Source organism: Paenibacillus hubeiensis (genome assembly GCF_032334105.1).
GTDB classification, from domain to species: domain Bacteria; phylum Bacillota; class Bacilli; order Paenibacillales; family Paenibacillaceae; genus Paenibacillus; species Paenibacillus hubeiensis.
Genome location: NZ_JAVYAE020000006.1, coordinates 164,789 through 183,771, shown reverse-complemented (window position 1 = coordinate 183,771; position 18,983 = coordinate 164,789). Strand labels below are relative to the sequence as shown.

The following is an 18,983-nucleotide window of genomic DNA, read 5'->3' as shown; positions in this document are numbered from 1 at the left end:
TTCATTCATTGCAAAGGAAGGACATCAATAAAAGGGTTAAGTGGTGAATTCATGAAGGAATTTTACAGTCAAGTGAACCGCAAAACATATTATATCATCATGTCTGTCGTCATCGTGCTGATGTTCGGCGGATTGATTCTGTCTACGACCGAGCTGGAGGAGATTAACCTCGGATACATCATCCATTTGTTGTGCGTAGCAGGAATATCGGCATGTTTATGGATGTATCCCAGGCGCGAGACCCATTTTTTTCGAAAAGTGATCATTCTGGCGGGGTTTGCTTATTTCTACACCCTGTTCTTTATGTATCCGGAGACGTGGACCACGTATATTTTCATTTCTCTCTTTCCCGCATTATCGATCCTGTTTTTTGATTCCAAGCTGTTCTATTTCTCGTTCACGGTCAACGGCATTTTAATCGCCTTCACGTTCTCGTACATCCTTTTGGTGGATCAGCGCAATGCCTATGCCTACTTGCACCAGGACGTGGTGGGCAATCTGATCAACATCGTGGCGATTCAACTATTAATGTTCCTGATCTTTCATCTCTCCTTCGTGAGGATGCGGAAACAGCAGCACTATTACGAACAATTGCAACAATCCGAGCGGCTGAAAATGGTCGCGCATTTGACGGCCGCCGTTGCCCATGAAATTCGCAACCCGGTTACGGTAGTCCGGGGGTTCTTGCAGTTTTTTAAAGAGGACCCTTCATTCTCCGAGTCAACCAAGAACAAATTTCAATTGATGATCGATGAACTGAATACGGTGGAACATATTACTTCCCAATTTCTGACCTTGTCGAAGCCCAGTGTAGACCAGCGTCCGGAGGAGGTAAATGTAAAGGATGTCGTGGAGAGCGTTGAGGGGCTGATCGGCTCCTACGCGATGCTGTCCGACAAACACCTCCGTATCCAAGCGGAGGAAGATTGCTTGATTTTCATCAACGAAATCGAATTCAAGCAGCTGCTCATGAATGTGATCAAAAATGCGTTGGAAGCTTCCGATGCAGGACAATCGGTTGCGGTGATGGCAAAGAGAGAGCATGAATTTATTGAGATTAAAGTCATGGATGAAGGAAGTGGAATGTCCGAAGATGAGGTAAGGTCGCTGGGCACGCCCTATTATTCGTTGAAAAGCAGCGGAACCGGCTTGGGATTGATGATCTGTTTTAACATCGTGGAAAAATATGATGGAAAGATTCGCTATAACAGTGCGAAAGGGCGTGGCACCACGGTTACGATTCAATTTCCTGCAGCAAAGGGGAGCCGCCCATAACCAACCAAAAAGGAGATCTCCCAGAGATCTCCGTCATTGTCGGTTTTGTGGGCGAACAGCATATACGGAAAGGTATGTTCGCCTTCCACTTCACGGTAATCGCAAATGGCATTGACCAGACAAAGCTCGGTTGCCGTTTCGCCAAACTGTCCGGTGGACTGAACGAGCTTGTCGATGCTGCCGTCCAAACCATGCCATTCCGCTTCCCTCCCTCTGAATCCCAATGTATCATGCAGTGCGGGATAACACCCTTGCAGATCGCAACCAATCATGCATGCTTTCTGCCACTCATCCGCCTTGGCGTTTGCCACTGCGTTACTCCACTTCGATTTCCTTAACGGTTTCCCCTTCGACCAGCACAGGCTGATAATAGGTATGGGCGGCCAAGTCTTTCTTGCCTTGCAGTGTTTTGATGATCCAGTCTGCGGCGTCGCGTCCCATCTGCTCTTGGGGATGGGTCAGCGTCGTGAGCTTGATGTTGGCGTTTTTGGCGATATACGAGTTGTCCTGGCCGATGATGGAAAGCTCGTCAGGGATCGAAATGCCAAGTTTGCGGCAAGTATGAACCACCTCCAGCCCCACTTCGTCGTTGTAACAGACAATGGCAGTCAGAACGTCCCTGTTTTCGCTTAAGTATGTTTCCAGGCTGGTCGATAGATCCGGTTTGGATGCGGTATCGAACGAAAGCACCTGCTCGGGATGAAAACGCAATTTGGCTTCTCCCAGGGCCTTGATATATCCCTTCATCCGGTATTTCCCCTGCAAATCGTCCATTTTCGCGATAATGCCGATCTGGGCGTGGCCCTTGGCGATCAGTTCCCGCGTGGCGAGATAGCTGGACTGCACGTCATCCAGACAGAAGAAGGGCACCTCCAGCTCCTCATAATAGGCATTAATCATCGTAAACGGCACGTCCTGTTCTTTAAAAGAAAGATAGTACGCGATATTAGGGTTGTATAAATTGCTCTTGGTAGGCTCGACAATGAGACCGTCCACGCCGTAGGACAGCATCATTTCAAGCGCCTTTTTCTCCTGGGCGACATCATTGTTGGTGCTGGCAAGCAGCAGCGAATAGTTGTCTTCATTCAATCGGCTTTCAATGCCGCGGATGATGGAAGGAAAGATGTAATCCGAGATATAAGTCGTGATGACACCGATCGTTCTTTTCGAGGCGTGGCCGCCGGACCGCAGCCTGTATTGGTTGCTTACATAGGTCCCCGAGCCCTTTTCGCTTCGCAGAAAACCTTCGTTCGACAGCTCCAAAATGGCTTTCCGTACGGTCTGGCGGCTTACGTTATAGCTCTCCTGCAACGCCGACTCGGTCGGGATTTGTTCTCCCACGTTGTATGTCCCGGCGAGGATATCGCTTTTGATGTCATCGATGATGATTTGATACTTTGGCTTCACGTCATCCACTTCTTTCATTGTCGTTTCATATATAAAAAGTCGTTATCGAAATAGTTGTACGTACATATTTTATCATGATTGCGGCGGGATGGGAACGAAAGGTACACATTTTCGAAATGAACCGTACAATTTTCGGGTGAAACAGGGATGTGTACTTAACAGTATAGCCTGGTAAATGTAAGAATAGTCCACTATTGCGGCAATTTTCACGGACTATGTAGGTATAACTATTATATTTTATTGACAAATGTACGTACAAAAAATATACTAAGGCTGTCAGTTGGAGAAAGCGCCTTCTTGAAGGGGACGAAAAAGTTCTTCGAGTAAAAGGCCGCTTATTTTCGATACGAATTCATGAATTCAATATATTTTTTGCGCTTTTTAGCGATGCCATCCTTCGGATTTAAAACTTGCGATCAGAGAGGGGACAACCGTGATCATGAGTCATGTGGACATGAAAGAAGCGATTGCCAAGGGAGCGACTTCGCTTGGGATCGAATTTGGATCTACGCGGATCAAGGCCGTGTTGATCAACGAGCGTTTTGAAACCGTCGCGTCCGGAAGCTACGAATGGGAGAATCTCCTGAAAGACGGATATTGGACATACAGCCAGGAAGATATCATCGCCGGCATGCAGACGGCCTATCGCGAAATGAAGCAAGAGGTCGAGCAAAAGTATGGAGTGACCCTGCGGACCGTAGGTTCCATCGGATTTTCCGCCATGATGCACGGATATATGGCGTTCGATAACAAAGGCGAGCTGCTGGTGCCGTTCCGGACATGGCGGAACGCCACGACCGGCGCCGCAGCGAAAGAGTTGACCGAGCTGTTCCAGTTCAACATTCCAGAACGCTGGAGCATTGCCCACTTGTACCAAGCCATCCTGAACGGGGAAGAACATGTGCCTCGCATTGATTTCCTGACCACGCTTGCCGGATACATCCACTGGCTGTTAACGGGCAGCAAAGCGATCGGCATCGGCGATGCTTCGGGGATTTTCCCGATCGACGAGGCCTCGCATGACTATCATCCATCCATGATCAAGCAATTCAGCGAGCTGATTGCTGCCAAAGGATATCCATGGAAGGTCGAGGATCTGCTTCCCAAAGTTTATCTCGCCGGAGAACGTGCAGGCGACTTGACCGAGGAGGGCGCCAAGCTGCTCGATCCATCGGGCGATTTGCAGGCAGGCATTCCGCTCTGTCCTCCGGAAGGCGATGCCGGAACCGGCATGGTTGCGACGAACAGCGTGAGAAAGCGCACGGGTAACATCTCGGTCGGCACGTCCGTATTTGCGATGATCGTATTGGAGAAGGAGCTGTCCAAAGTATATCCCGAGATCGATATGGTCACGACGCCGGACGGCAGCCCTGTGGGCATGGTGCATGCCAACAACTGCTCGAGCGACATCAACGCATGGATCGGCTTGTTCCGCGAATTTTCGGAAGCGATGGGATTCGAAGCCGATACCGGCAAGCTGTTCAGCGTCCTGTTCAACAAGGCGCTTGAAGCAGAGCCGGATGGCGGCGGTTTGTTGAGTTACGGGTACTATTCCGGCGAGAACATCACGGGCATCGACAAAGGCCGTCCGTTGTTCGTCCGTTCGCCCGAAAGCCGCTTCAACCTGGCGAACTTTATGCGCACGCACCTCTTTACCGCCTTTGGCGCGCTGAAGATCGGGATGGACATTTTGACGAAGAACGAGAATGTGGCCATTGATAGCATTTTGGCCCATGGCGGGCTGTTTAAAACGCCTGTCGTCGGACAACGCATCGTGGCTGCGGCCATGAACGTGCCGGTATCGGTCATGTCCACCGCAGGCGAAGGCGGAGCATGGGGCATGGCGCTCCTGGCTTCCTACCTGATCAACAAGGATCAAGAAGAGAGCCTGGATGTCTTCCTTGAGCAGAAAGTGTTCAGCGATGTTGCTGGAGAGGAAGTTGCGCCGGATGCATCCGACGTCAAAGGATTCGAAGCATTTATCGAGCGCTACCGGAAGGGATTGGCCATCGAGCAGGCCGCTGTCGACCATCTGGTAGAGAACGGGAGGGACTAACATGTTGGAACAACTGAAGCAGGAAGTCTACGAGGCGAATCTGGAATTGCCGAAGCACGGCCTTGTCAAATTCACTTGGGGCAATGTCAGCGCGATCGACCGGGAAAGCGGTCTGTTCGTCATCAAACCGAGCGGCGTCAGCTATGACAAAATGAAACCAAGCGACATGGTCGTTGTCGATCTCGACGGCAACGTGGTGGAAGGCGAGATGAGACCTTCCTCCGATACGGCGACGCATGCCGTATTGTATAAGCATTACTCGGAGATCGGCGGTATCGTGCACACCCACTCCACATGGGCGACGATCTGGGCGCAAGCCGGACTGGACGTGCCGGTGATGGGTACGACGCATGCAGACACGTTCTATGGCCCCGTGCCTTGCGCACGCTTTTTGAACCAGGAGGAAATCGACCGCGGGTACGAAGCCGAAACCGGCCGCGTCATCATTGAAACGTTCGAACAACGCGGTTTGGACGTTATGGCGATCCCGGCGGTACTGCTTCATGGCCATGCACCGTTTACTTGGGGCAAAGATGCCAAGTCGGCGGTCGTGAACAGTGTCGTGCTGGAGGAAGTGTGCAAAATGAATCTGTACGCCCGTCAATTGAACAACTTTGCGAAGGAGCTGCCGCAAGGCATCCTGGATAAACACTATTTGCGCAAACACGGCAAAGACGCCTATTACGGGCAGAAATAAATCGGACATCAGCACAAGCGGAACAATGCTTGAAAAACATAAACCATGGAAAAGAGGATGATCGATATGACAGCAACAGCAGCTAAAGAATTTTGGTTCGTCGTAGGTTCGCAGCATCTGTATGGGGAAGAAGCGCTGGGCGAGGTTAAAGCGAACGCGCAAAAAATCGCGGATGCCCTGAACGCAAGCGGCGTTCTGCCATACCCGCTCGTATTGCAGGATCTGGCCGTCAGCGCGGACAAAATCACAAGCATCATGAAGGAAGTCAACTATCGCGACGAGGTGGCGGGCGTAATCACGTGGATGCATACGTTCTCCCCGGCGAAAATGTGGATCCGCGGCACGAAATTGCTGCAAAAGCCGCTGCTCCATCTGGCAACCCAATTCAATGAGAGCATCCCTTGGGCGACGATCGACATGGACTTCATGAACTTGAACCAGGCGGCGCATGGCGACCGCGAGTATGGGTTCATCAATGCCCGCCTGAAAAAACAAAACAAAATCGTCGTTGGCTACTGGGAGCGTCCTGAAGTGCAGAAGCAAGTCGCGGATTGGATGGACGTAGCCGTTGCTTATAACGAAAGCTTCAACATTAAAGTGGCTCGTTTCGGCGACAACATGCGCAACGTGGGCGTTACGGAAGGCGACAAAGTGGAGGCCCAAATCCAGTTCGGCTGGACCGTGGACTACTTCGGCATCGGCGACCTCGTGCAGTACGTGAATGCTGTGACCGAGCAAGAGATCGACGATCTGATGAGCGAGTATGCAGAGCTGTATGAATTCGACTACGGCACGTACAGTAAAGAAGATTGGGAAGCCAGCGTGCGCGTGCAAGCGAGCTACGAGATCGCGATCAAACGTTTCTTGGATGATGGCGGATACACCGCTTTCACGACAAACTTCGAAGATCTGCACGGCATGAAGCAGCTACCGGGTCTGGCCGTTCAACGTTTGATGGCCCAAGGCTACGGATTCGCCGGCGAAGGCGACTGGAAAACGGCTGCGCTTGACCGTTTGCTGAAAGTGATGGCTCATAACGAAAACACCGGTTTCATGGAAGACTACACCTACGAGATGGCAGCAGGTCAGGAAGCGATTCTGCAATCCCACATGCTTGAAGTTGATCCGACGCTGGCGAGCAACAAGCCAAAAATCATCGTGTCCCCACTTGGGATTGGCGATCGCGAAGATCCGGCACGTCTCGTATTTGACGGTAAAGCCGGCGAAGGCGTAGTTGTTTCCATGGCTGACTTCGGGACACACTACAAATTGTTGATTAACGAAGTCTCTGCCTTCGAACCGACGGTTCCGGCTCCAAAACTGCCGGTGGCCCGCGTACTTTGGAACGTGAAGCCGAACTTCCAGGATGGGGTCAAAGCCTGGATCGAAAATGGCGGCGGTCATCATACCGTGGTATCCCTGAATTTGACGACAGATCAAATCGTGACCTATGCCAAACTGGTTAATTTGGAGTACGTGGTCATTAAGTAATTTGGCCATCATTCACGCATACGATTTCTTATGAAGCGGCCGGAGGCAACCCTCCGGCCCTTTCTTATGTGGTTGGATAATTTATCCTTCCATTGTACAACGGTCAACGGTTTTCTTTTATAATACTTAAAAGGAGGTATTGATAGTTATGCATACCCAAGCAAGCTTGCTTCAGCAGCTCCAACAGCTCGGCATCGACGGCAAGGGCACGTTGCTCATGCATTCTTCCATGAAAAGCATAGGTGAAGTCGAGGGCGGAGCCGACACGGTACTTGATGCGTTAACCGAATACATGAAAGAGGGACTGCTCGTTTTGCCCACGCATACGTGGTCCACGATCAATGCGAGTAACCCAATGTTCCACGTGGAATCATCGCCATGCTGCGTCGGCATTTTGCCAGAGCTTTTCCGCAAACGCCCTGGCGTGGTTCGTTCATGGCATCCGACGCACTCGGTAGCCGCTCTCGGTCGGGATGCAGAAGCGTTTACGAAAGATGATCATCTGTTCGACACGCCTTGTGCGAGAGGTTCGGCATGGGGCAAACTGCTGGATCGGCAAGCGACCATTATTTTGGTGGGCGTAGATCTGAAACGGAATACGTTTATCCATGGCGTTGAGGAGTGGGTGGACATCCCAGGTCGGTTGACGGACGGACATGAACCGTTATGCACCGTTCTGCCCGATGGAACGAAGATACAGGTACCTTCACGCAGACATTGCGGATTGTCCTGGTCAGAGCACTTTTGGAAGGTGGACGAGGTGCTGGAGCGAGAAGGGGCGATGTACAAAGGGAAACTTGGCGATGCGGTGGTGAGGGTTTGTAATGCTGCAAAAGTAGCAGAGGTGATCACAGGGATGCTGCGGGAAAATCCCGATCTGTTCTCGGATAATGAACCGCTGAAAGACGATTTGTACGACCATACGCGGTAACGGAGGACCATGAATCGCGGAATTTCCTCCGGGTGTGCCAAGCCTGGTTTGAAACGTTCAAAAGTCGTCAAAACTTCACGGAATTGATTTCAGAAATGCTCAGAGGTTGGCTGGACTGCCATTGTGTGGGCTACTCAGTCTCTTTGCGGTGTGATAAGATGTGGTTTAATTAACCAATAACAACTGTGAGGCAATCCTTTCTGAAGGCTATTGAAGTCTTATTAAAGGTTCATTTCAGATTCAAGGAGTATACTGTTCCATGATATCGTAGTTGTTGAATCGACAAAGGAGAAGATTTGTGAGCCCATCAGCGTGGTATGATCTCTTTCTATTCGTCCTCTTGTTTGCGTTATATGTCTATGTTTTTGTTACCGTTAGAATTACGAACTTACATAAGGTGTACTTTCTTTTTCACGGTTTGATGATGATCTGGCCGTTCTGCCAGTTTGCCATTGACCTGACGGGCAATCTCAGCTTGCAATGGTTTTACGTGACGCTTTCCTTTGTTGCCGTATCGCTCCTCGGAAGCGGGTGGTTGTTGCTAACCTATTTCCTGACAGGCGAAACAGATCGATTAAGGAATAGGAAAAGGAAAACCGTCTTTTTGTTCGTCCCTGCGGTCATTGGAGCTATAGGCGTCGTGCTGAATCCGTGGAACTGGTTCGTGACGCCGCTGGGCGGCGGATATGCAGAACGTTCCTACGGCCCATGGTTTTGGGTGATCCTTGCAATTCTCGTGAGCTACTTTCTGGCATCCCTCTCCGTCTTGTTCGGAGCGCTTCGTTCTTCCCGGACGCTGCCTGCGATCAAGAAGCAGGTCGTGTTCACATTGTGGGGTCTCTTCGTGCTGGCTGCATTTGCCGGTTTGGATGCCTTGCTTAACGTCGTATTCAGACCATGGTTGCCGATTATTCCGGGACTGACCTCCTTGGGAATCTTTCTGTCCGGGCTGTTCTTTGTCTATGTCATTAAAAAATACAACGTGTTTGATCTCGTCTCCATTGCGCACGAGGATGTCATTAACACCATTCCCCATGGAATTCTTGTATTGGACGAGAACGAAACCATTGTTGAAGTCAACAAGGCACTGCGGTCATTCATGGATATGAACGTGGGCGATACGTTTGATTTGGATGCGTTTTTGGAATCCGTGCGGGCGGAGGGCAAGGTCCGCGAGTTTGCGGAACATTACAAACGAAAAGAAAACATTTTGTCCCAAATCGAAATCATCGTGGAGAGGGACTTTGTTCGCCGGTTTATTTTGCAATCCTCGCCAATCGTTGATTCGCGCCTTGTCCCTATCGGACATATCCTTACGTTTCAGGATGTTTCGCAGGAGCGTTATCTCGTTGAAGAATTGAATCGACAGAACATAGTGCTTCAAGAACGAAACCATTCATTGGACCGCATTAGCAGCGAGTTGTCCAAAGCTAATCAGAAGCTGGAAGAACTGGTCGTTACGGACAGTTTGACGGACAGTTATAATCGCCGTTACTTGACCCAGCAGTTGACGCATGAAGTGATCACTAACATGCAGTACAGAATCCCGTTTTCAATGATTCTCTTTGATATTGATTTCTTCAAAGGGATTAATGATAAGCACGGGCACGTCATCGGCGACGAAGTTCTCCATCGCATGGCGCTCATCGTCAAACAGTCCATCCGCAGCACCGATATTCTGGCCCGGTACGGCGGGGAGGAATTTATGATCTATCTTCCGCATGCAGGTAGCAATTTGGCCAAACAGGTCGCGGAACGCGTGAGATTATCGGTGGAAAGAAATCCTATGGCACTGGGGGAGGACGAGGAACCGGTTTCCATAACAGTGAGTATGGGAATTTTATCGGTGGAGGATTTCCAAACCGTTCAAGTGCTTGACAGTCCGGAAGGATTTTTGGTTCAATTGTTCGCCGCCGTGGACAAAGCCTTGTACCAAGCCAAGCATAACGGACGAAATCGAGTTGAATTTGCGGAGTTGAAATGGATTGCAGCGGGAGATGGTTCGTCTGAGACGGAAGTCTCTTGAGAAGTGAAGGCTGCCGACGGGACTGTGGCCTATGGTGATAAAGCCGCTGTGATGAAAGCATTATTTTGTTATTTACAGGCCATTCGTCAAAGAATTGGCCTGTATTTTTCGTTGTATCAGAATATGCTTGTGACAAGACGGGACGGTCTCAGGAGCCTTACCCATCTCACTAGCTCACCAACTGACAAAAAAATAGGAGGCATACGTCTAGGTGAATCAATAAAGCGCTCAGATATACCATTAGGGTCAGCAGCTTATACATTCTAAAGATTGCGCCCAATATTCGAGAGTTAGAGATGCGTCAGTTACCCGTGTTTTACTTTTTATTTTATAAAATACAAGCACTAAAAGGGTGAGTTTTGGTTTTGGGGGGAGTATGAATATTAGATATATATACAGTATTGAATATAATGAGCATTTCAACGAAGTGATACTCGATTTTAGTTTGGATAAGTCATTAAAAAATGGTTATCTGATCACTAATTCGCTAGGGACTGATATCTTTGGAGATCTTGCTGCTATTCAGGAAGAGATCAGGGGGTTACTCGAGTTGTTTACAGGGAAAGTAGCCTCATATGGCGGTGGTGGCAATGTGAACCTAATCCATTCTGATGCGAAGTACACTACTTTTGAAGACATATTCGCTGAAGAAGGCGTGGAAGATCCTACGTGTACTATTGATACAGTAGAATACATGAGAATAATTCTTGTGTGGGCCAAGAGAAATGTTCAATATAAAAGACACCGAGGCGTCATGGATAAAGGACATGCGGAACTATTCGAAGATTGGATAAACGAAACAATCGTAGCGATCGATGGAGAAAAAGAAATGTACAGAATACTTAAAGAAAAAGACGAAATTGATAAACTGGTTGAATCTTATTTCTGGGTTGTTGATTTCTTAAGAGCTCTGCAGTATTTTGGGGACGTTGAGAGACATGGGTATGGATCAGGTCCACTAGAGTTACAATTTTCATCCTATCATGAGTCAGATGAGGAATACTACATTGGAGATAAGAAGGTATGCTTTATTGGGGAGCCGCCAGCTTATGACGAAGATGTAATGGCGGTAATGGAGTATGATGAATTTTATAACTATTTAATGATTTTTAGTGCAAGACATCTTGAAGAGCACCCAGAAGATAAAAATAAAGTTAATGCTTCATTAGAAATAATAAAAAACAGATTAGGTATGTAGTCGAACAAAAGTTTGTCCAAACAACTTGCCAAGCCACAATATGGGCGATCCGTCCGTATTGTGGTTTCTTTATGTAACAATCGTAACAAGGAGATAGGACTATGGAAATAATAAACAGTAAATATTATGAAGGTTATGAGGGGGAAGGAGAAATACAGTTTATAAGGCACCTCTCAAATGGAGATAAGTATGTAATAAGAATATGGGATGGTTATTTTGACGAAATAATGGGGGGAATACAGCCGGAGCAAGACGGGTGGACAGGTTTGGCATATTATTACCATGTTGAAGAGCCTTGGTGGGAAAAACCATGGAAGATTCCAAATATACAAATCGTATTAAAACAGCTACAAGAAATAAAAACCGAGCATTTGAATGCGGAGGCCAAGGACTTACTTGTAGAGCTTTGTAATATATTGTCCAACTCCTGGGAATCAAACGAATCTGTATGGATTGCTGATGAGTAAGCTTCACTTGAAAAAAGAAATCTTTCAGGGATATAAGCGGGTTAGCGGAGGGGAACAAATTAGAGTATACTGACTATTAGAGCAAATATCTTCAAATTACATATTTAACTCTATCCATAATATTGATACACTATGTGTAGAGCATTATTTATACAGAAAAGGTGTGAGCCAGCTCCACAGACCGGCTTGCTTCAATGCCATATCGACAGCGCTTACATCCTTTCGGCAAATCTTAGGGTATAAGGACGGTTAATAATGAGCCACGGACAAACGAGTACAGATGTGATCTTGATTGGTGCCGGAATTATGAGTGCAACATTGGGAACCTTGCTGAAAGAATTGGCACCCGACTGGAAGATAAAGGTATTTGAAAAGCTCGCCACTGCGGGAGAAGAAAGCTCCAACGAATGGAATAACGCCGGAACAGGGCATGCTGCGCTATGTGAACTCAATTATACCGTCGAACGGCCGGACGGTTCCGTAGATATAAGCAAAGCCATCAAGGTTAACGAACAATTCCAGATTTCACGGCAATTTTGGGCTTATCTCGTCAACAGCCGCCTGATTCGAAATCCGCAGGATTTCATCATGCCGCTTCCCCACTTGAGTTACGTACATGGCGAGCAGAACGTCCAGTTTCTGAAAAGACGTTATGAAGCCTTGTCGAACCATCCTTTGTTCAAAGGCATGGAGTTTTCGGACGATCCGGCGAAGCTGAAGCAATGGATTCCTCTGATGATGAAAGGGCGTACCGGAAACGAGCCGATTGCAGCGACCAAAATTGACTCGGGTACGGACGTTAACTTTGGTGCTTTAACGCGTATGCTGATGGAACAATTGAAGAAAAGCAATGTGGGTATCCACTATCAGCATAGCGTCAAAAACATGAAACGTACGAGCGATGGCTTATGGGAATTGACGGTGAAAAACCTCAAGAGCGGGGCGACCGAGCGCCACAGGGCCAAGTTCGTCTTTATCGGAGCGGGCGGAGGCAGCTTGCATTTGCTGCAGAAGTCGGGTATTCCGGAAGGCAAACACATCGGTGGATTTCCGGTAAGCGGTATTTTCATGGCTTGCAAAAACCCGAAGGTCGTCGAGCAGCACCATGCCAAGGTATATGGCAAAGCCTCGGTAGGTGCCCCGCCAATGTCGGTGCCGCATCTGGACACCCGCTACATCGATAACCAAAAGTCGTTGTTGTTCGGACCGTTTGCAGGTTTCTCGCCGAAGTTCCTGAAGACCGGTTCAATGACTGACCTGATCACCTCGGTGAAACTGCATAACCTGTTGACCATGCTGGCAGCCGGCGTGAAGGAGATTTCGCTGACGAAGTATCTGATCCAGCAGCTGATGCTGTCCAAAGAGCAGCGCATGGAAGAATTGCGTGACTTTGTACCGGATGCCAAAAGCGAGGATTGGGATTTGGTCGTTGCCGGCCAGCGCGTGCAGGTAATCAAGGATACCGCTCAAGGCGGCAAAGGCACGCTTCAATTCGGTACGGAAGTAGTGACTGCGTCGGATGGTTCGATCGCTGCCTTGCTGGGGGCTTCTCCGGGGGCATCCACTGCTGTGCATGTCATGTTGGAAATCCTTCAGCGCTGCTTCCCGCAGCATATAAGCGCATGGGAGCCTAAGATCAAAGAGATGATCCCTTCCTACGGCCAGTCATTGGTGGAGAACGTGGAATTGCTCAACAGAATTCATGCTTCGACCGCCAAAGCCCTAGGCCTGGCAGAGAAGAGGGGCTCCAGTTCGGTGATGAACGGGTAACCGTTGTCGTTGAAGTGCATATACAAGGAAAGAGCTAAGCCGGTTTCAAGCCGCGCTTAGCTCTTTGTTTTTTATATTAATGGTTCGAATCTCCCAACAATTCCTCCCTGGCAGCATACCATTGGTCTATGAGATGGGAACGTTCGAAATGTAACCTTGATTATTCGACAAAAGCGGCGCGATTTGGAAGATTTCTACTTGTCGAATGGGGCGGTATTTGATATGATGTAATCACCAAAAGCAAATCACGATAACGGCAAACTTGTCGAAAGGCAAGGACGCAAAGCTACAGGGTCTTCTTGACGTATTGTCAAATGGCAGCCAGCTACCGAACGAAAGTGCTTTTTTTGTTTTTTTATTGGACAAATATCCACTAAAACGCAGTAAAACTCAATAACGATAATGGCAAACCTGTCGAAAGGCAGGGACGCAAAGCTATAGGGCCTTCTTGATGCATGATCAAATGGCAGCCTGGCTACCGAAGGGGGTTTACAGCATGCGTAACGCTGTGTTCGCCATTGTAGGACTATTTGTCTTACTCTTATGCGCACCGGTTGTACAAGCTGCGCAGTCTGAAGATTGGCTGGGTTTGGACCAGCTTGATCGCGGAGCAGTTGTCATCCATTATGACGTGAAATCCGATGTAAAGACTAAGCTTATGATCGCCAAAGGACAGGAAAAATATACATATACGCTGCTGCCGGGTAAGTCTCGGGACGTTTTCCCGCTGCAAATGGGGAACGGAGACTATACAATCACTGTGTTGGAACAAGTCAGCGGCACCAAATACAAGGTCGTTCAAGAAGGAGCCGTCAAGCTTCATCTGAAGGACAGCAACAACGTATATCTGAACTCGATTCAGAATATTGATTGGTCTGATAATGAACAAGCTGCACAGCTTGCTAAAAAGTTAGCCCGGTCTGCAAAAACGGACCAAGAAAAAGTACAAGCTGTATACGACTATGTGATCGGTAACATTCGTTATGACAAAGTACTTGCATCGAGAGAGTTAACGGACTATCTTCCAGATAACGTCCGCACGATCATGGATCTCAAAGGGATGTGCTACGATTATGCTTCCTTGCTTGCATCCATGCTGCGGAGTCTCGATATACCGACCAAATTGGTAATGGGTACTTCGGATTATGTAGATGTATACCATGCATGGAATGAAGTTTACCTCAACGGGCAGTGGATCACCATCGATACTACCGTCGATGCCGCTTGGAAAACGCAAGGTACTTCGTTCAAAATGATTAAAGACGCTTCGCACTACACAGCATCGAAAATTTACTAATATTCTCGTGAATATAAGCTTTGGACGCACATGTCCAAGGCTTTTTCGGGTTTGTTAAGAAAATGTCTATGCGATGGCGTTATAATGCAGGAAGCCCATTTGGTTCTGAACGAAAATATAGACACCATTTGAATCGTGCGCCAATTGAACGAGGTGGAGGTGATGGACTCAGACGTCCCTTATAGGCATGTAGTTCACTGGATACATGTCTCGAATTGCGCACCAAAAGCGAGATTGGAACCGAAAAAACGAGGGTAATGACGAGTCCGAGGGAGAGATTATGAAGAAAAAAGTAAGTGGAATCGTAATGGTACTGCTGCTTATGATCCAAACGCTGTTTGGCGCATCTGTTGGGATCGCCAGTGCAGCGGAAAACGTGCAGGGGCAGGGAACGGATGTCGGGGCCCAGCAATTGGAAAATGGCGATCAAGTACCGGGAGGCGTCCAACCATCGGTTGACAATGATCAGGAACCCGGTAGCAGTACGGATGAATCGGTAGACGAAGTTCAAGACCCGAGTACGGGCACCGATGAGTCGGTAGATGAAACAGAAGATCCGAGCAAGGGCACTGAGGGATCTGTGGATGCCGCAGAACCGGGCAGTGATACGGACGAGGCGGTAGATGAAGAAATCAAGAAACCGGAAGCTGGTAACAACGACGATGCGACAATTCCGGTTTCAGACGATATTTTAACCAAACTGGTACTAACCGATATTAACGGTACCGTCATTGATGCAGTGTATAATCCAGACAGCACTTTGGACATTGGCGCAGCGGTAAACCTGAGTTACGAATGGGAACTCCCGAACGGACACGGGTATAAGAATGGCAGTACGTTTACGTTTGATCTGCCGCAGCAGTTCGAAATTTACACGGAGATCGACGAACCGCTCGTTGCTGACCAAGGCGAAGTCGGCCGATTCACGGTGGACCGGAGCGGCAAAGTGGTGATGACTTTCAATGAATACGTCGAGAGTCATTCCAACATCAGCGGCAAACTGGAAATCCGCACGGAATTCAAAAAAGAAGTTCTTACAGGGAGCACGGAGGTCGTTATCGCTATTCCGGTCAGAAGCGGAGTTCAGACGATTATCGTGAACCTGAAGCCGCAAGGCGGCAAATTGATCGAGAAACAGGGGAAAGCGGTTGGTAAAGATCGCATTGATTGGACGGTTCAAATCAACAAATCGTTGAATAAGATCAACCATGCGGTTGTTACCGACGTCATGCCTGAAGGTCTGGAGCTTGCACCCGACACTGTCGAGGTGTATCAATTGCAGGTGAATGGTGACGGGTCGACCGTCCTAGGGGGCAAGGTAGACGCCGGAAAGTACACGGTTGAATCGAACGGCGGCACCAAGCTGGAACTGGCATTCCAGGACGAATCGATCAACAAGGCGTATGAAATTCGTTTTACGACGAATCGAATCGGCGAACAGGCCCGCTTTGAGAATAAGGCCGTATTGTCCGGCGAAGGCATCGAGGATGCCCAAGCGACCGCAACGGTAACGGTGGATTTGGGGAAATTCCTGGATAAGACATATAAGCAAAATAACGACACAGGGGTTATCACTTGGACGGTCAAATATAATTTCAATGGAAAGCACGTTCCACAAGAACAGGCGGTCATCACGGATCAGTTCAGCAACGTTCATGAATGGGTTGCCGATTCGCTGAAAGTGTATAACGGCAATTCTACCGACGCGAAGAATTTGTTGGCATCGACGGAATATAAAGCCGTGCCCGTGGGAACGAACGGATTCAAACTTCAATTTAATAATGATGTTGATTCCGCATACACTATCGTTTACCAAACCCAACCGGTCGATCGTTCGACTGCCGACGGCAAAGAGGTCAGAAATAAAGTCACCTCCGGCGATTCGATTAAAGAAGTGACGGTTCCGGCTCAAGGCAGCCGTGCGCTGACGAAAGGAACATGGAACATCGATTTTGCCAGCAAAACGGCAACATGGATGATTACGGTTAACAGCGACAGCAAACCGGACGGCAGCAAATACCATATGGAAAACGTAGTCATTAAAGATACGTTCCCGCAGGGCGGTCTTGAATTTATTCCCGATTCGGTGATCGTTAAAGCGGATGGGACCAAGGTTTCCGATCGTGAATATGAGGTCGCGTATGATAATGCTCGTCAGGGTTTTGTCATTAAGTTCCTCAATACCATAAAGACCACATATACCATTGAATACAAAACCAAGTTTAATATTGAATGGTTGACGAAAAGCAATTTGGATTACATGAACAGGGCTTCAATGACTTGGAGCGAAAACGGAGTGGATAAAGGACCCATTCAAAGGGATGCGAGCTTTGCCTCCGACGGATATACCAAAAACAACGGCGGGAAAGATGGCAGCTACAATCCTGTCGACAAGGAAATCACATGGAACATCAAGATGAACTACAACCTCAACACGTTGAATGATGCGATTGTGAAGGATGTTCTGAAGGATGGGCAAAAGCTTGTCCCGAACTCGGTCAAAGTATACGAGATGAAGCTGCTGGGGTGGTGGAACGGTGTTTCGAAAGGCGCCGAGGTACCGGCTTCCGAGTATGAAGTGACCGAACCTACCGAAACGAATGGCAACGAGTTGTCCGTTCATTTCAAGGGTCCAACCTCCTCGGCGTATTGGATCGAGTTCAAAACGTCGCTGCAAGGCACAGTGATCACCAAAGACATGAATAACACGGCCGAACTGTGGAATGGTGGCGACAAAGCCGCTACCTGGAATGCTAAGGTATCTGTTCCTCACGGCGGTGAGTATGTAACAAAAAGCGGTGCCCAAAATGGAAATAAGATCGATTGGTCGATTCGTATCAATGAAGGCCAATCCCATATTTCAAACGCCAAGATCATTGACGAGCCGAGTGCAAATCAGATCTTGATCGAGGACTCTTTCCATTTGTATGCAACATCCGTTAATAAGAATGGAGAAGCGGTCAAAGCCGGAGAGTTGACTGAAGGAAAAGATTATACGTTAACGTTCACGAGACTTGAAGGCGATCAGGAAATATTCGAGTTGAAATTCAAGAACGATATCTCTTCAGCCTATATTCTGGAATATCAGTCATTCATTATTGCCGCAGACAAGGAAGCCGTGCGAAATAAGGTGGCACTTGAAGGCGACCAGCTGAAGACGGAGATGCGGGAAACGACGAAAGAAATCATCGTTCGTACCTCTTCGGGTTCGGGTTCCGGCGGCGGCGTAACAGGCAGCCTGGAAGTGACGAAGGTGGATAAGGATGACGATACGAAATTGTTGGCAGGAGCGAAATTCGTGCTTTACGACAAAGCAGGCAAACGCGCCCCAATGGTGAAAACGACGGATGAAGAAGGAAAGATCCTGTTTACGAAACTGCTCTATGATGATTATGTGTTGGAGGAGCTTGCGGCTCCGGAAGGATATAAGATTGGTCAATCAACTTGGGACGTCAAGATTGACTCCAGTATCGTGAGTAAGGGCAATGTCGTGAAATTAACTGTAACGAACGAAAAAGAAGAGCCTGTTGATCCGACGGATCCAACGGATCCAACAGATCCAACAGATCCAACAGATCCAACAGATCCAACAGATCCGACGGACCCAACGGATCCAACAGATCCGACGGATCCGACAGATCCAACGAACCCAACGAACCCAACGGATCCAACAGATCCGATGGACCCAACGGATCCAACAGATCCGACGGACCCAACGGATCCGACAGATCCAACGAACCCGACGGATCCGACAGATCCAACGAACCCAACGGATCCAACGGACCCAACGGACCCAACGGATCCGACAGATCCAACGAATCCTACCCATCCGGGCACACCAACGGATCCAGGTACTCCGGTTAACCCCGGAACTCCTGGAAATACGCCGGATCCGGGGACACCATCAACGCCAGGAACGCCGACTGATGAAGTAGACGTACCGGATGAAGAGACCCCGAGAGGTGAACCGTCGATACCAGAAACGCCTTCGACGGACGATCCGGAGACACCGACCATCGAGATCGATGAGGGTGAGATTCCGCGCGGCGGCATTGAGCCGGAACCGCAGACGAATGAACCTAAAACGCCGGATCAGCAGCCTGCGAAACCGCAAACGCCGGATCAGCAGACTGCAATACCACAAACACCGTCATCGGAAATTACGATCAAGACGCTTCCGCAAACGGGCGAAGCAAGCAGATATCCGTTTTATTTCGCGGGTGTGGGGCTGATTTTGATCGGAGCATGGTTAGGTCTTCAACGAAAAGCTATGAAATCATAACATTGTGCATTGAATATAGCCCCTTTGTTCTGTTAGACAGGACATAGGGGCTTTTTTGGCGTATTAATTCATAATCAACGCCGGTC

13 protein-coding genes and 2 riboswitches are annotated in these 18,983 nt (G+C 48.6%); of the genes, 11 read left to right on the top strand and 2 right to left on the bottom strand.

Annotated features, from left to right (window positions below; translation table 11 throughout):
* Nucleotides 1–51: 51 nt before the first annotated feature.
* Nucleotides 52–1,275, top strand: a complete 1,224-nt coding sequence (locus tag RSX24_RS17690; RefSeq protein ID WP_339275320.1) for an ATP-binding protein — start codon at nucleotides 52–54, stop codon at nucleotides 1,273–1,275.
* Here RSX24_RS17690 and RSX24_RS17685 read toward each other — a convergent pair.
* Together RSX24_RS17685 and RSX24_RS17680 are read right to left on the bottom strand one after the other, a co-directional pair.
* Entirely contained in the window at nucleotides 1,242–1,586 is a 345-nt protein-coding gene (locus RSX24_RS17685) for a hypothetical protein (RefSeq protein ID WP_343261344.1), read from the bottom strand. The genes RSX24_RS17690 and RSX24_RS17685 overlap by 34 nt on opposite strands.
* Before the next feature lie 4 nt (nucleotides 1,587–1,590).
* On the bottom strand, nucleotides 1,591–2,682 hold the full coding sequence (locus RSX24_RS17680; RefSeq protein WP_236413541.1) for a GntR family transcriptional regulator: 1,092 nt from the start codon (nucleotides 2,680–2,682) through the stop codon (nucleotides 1,591–1,593).
* A gap of 439 nt (nucleotides 2,683–3,121) precedes the next feature.
* Here RSX24_RS17680 and RSX24_RS17675 point away from each other — a divergent pair, with 439 nt between their 5' ends.
* The 10 genes from RSX24_RS17675 (at nucleotide 3,122) to RSX24_RS17630 (ending at nucleotide 18,897) form a co-directional block, all read left to right on the top strand.
* The gene (locus tag RSX24_RS17675) at nucleotides 3,122–4,738 is read left to right on the top strand and encodes a xylulokinase (protein WP_343261343.1); all 1,617 of its coding nucleotides are present in this window, start codon (nucleotides 3,122–3,124) and stop codon (nucleotides 4,736–4,738) included.
* Nucleotide 4,739: 1 nt separating this feature from the next.
* Entirely contained in the window at nucleotides 4,740–5,435 is a 696-nt protein-coding gene (locus tag RSX24_RS17670; protein ID WP_236413539.1) for an L-ribulose-5-phosphate 4-epimerase, read from the top strand.
* Between the two features lie 66 nt (nucleotides 5,436–5,501).
* Entirely contained in the window at nucleotides 5,502–6,926 is a 1,425-nt protein-coding gene (gene araA, locus RSX24_RS17665) for an L-arabinose isomerase (protein WP_343261342.1), read from the top strand.
* Nucleotides 6,927–7,074: 148 nt separating this feature from the next.
* Nucleotides 7,075–7,857: an AAC(3) family N-acetyltransferase gene (locus RSX24_RS17660; RefSeq protein WP_343261341.1), complete on the top strand. Its 783-nt coding sequence runs from the start codon at nucleotides 7,075–7,077 to the stop codon at nucleotides 7,855–7,857.
* 298 nt (nucleotides 7,858–8,155) lie between these two features.
* The gene (locus tag RSX24_RS17655; RefSeq protein WP_343261340.1) at nucleotides 8,156–9,883 is read left to right on the top strand and encodes a diguanylate cyclase; all 1,728 of its coding nucleotides are present in this window, start codon (nucleotides 8,156–8,158) and stop codon (nucleotides 9,881–9,883) included.
* A gap of 376 nt (nucleotides 9,884–10,259) precedes the next feature.
* Nucleotides 10,260–11,081, top strand: a complete 822-nt coding sequence (cdiI, locus tag RSX24_RS17650; protein ID WP_343261339.1) for a ribonuclease toxin immunity protein CdiI — start codon at nucleotides 10,260–10,262, stop codon at nucleotides 11,079–11,081.
* Nucleotides 11,082–11,182: 101 nt separating this feature from the next.
* Nucleotides 11,183–11,548 (top strand): dihydroorotate dehydrogenase (quinone), encoded by a 366-nt coding sequence (locus RSX24_RS17645; RefSeq protein WP_343261338.1) that lies wholly within the window; start codon nucleotides 11,183–11,185, stop codon nucleotides 11,546–11,548.
* A 255-nt stretch (nucleotides 11,549–11,803) separates the two neighbouring features.
* Nucleotides 11,804–13,318, top strand: a complete 1,515-nt coding sequence (locus RSX24_RS17640; RefSeq protein WP_339275307.1) for a malate:quinone oxidoreductase — start codon at nucleotides 11,804–11,806, stop codon at nucleotides 13,316–13,318.
* Nucleotides 13,319–13,563: 245 nt separating this feature from the next.
* A riboswitch (cyclic di-GMP riboswitch) is annotated at nucleotides 13,564–13,651 on the top strand.
* Nucleotides 13,652–13,712: 61 nt separating this feature from the next.
* Nucleotides 13,713–13,801: riboswitch (cyclic di-GMP riboswitch) on the top strand.
* 13 nt (nucleotides 13,802–13,814) lie between these two features.
* The gene (locus tag RSX24_RS17635; RefSeq protein ID WP_339275306.1) at nucleotides 13,815–14,615 is read left to right on the top strand and encodes a transglutaminase-like domain-containing protein; all 801 of its coding nucleotides are present in this window, start codon (nucleotides 13,815–13,817) and stop codon (nucleotides 14,613–14,615) included.
* Between the two features lie 280 nt (nucleotides 14,616–14,895).
* Entirely contained in the window at nucleotides 14,896–18,897 is a 4,002-nt protein-coding gene (locus RSX24_RS17630) for a collagen binding domain-containing protein (protein WP_343261337.1), read from the top strand.
* Nucleotides 18,898–18,983 lie beyond the last annotated feature (86 nt).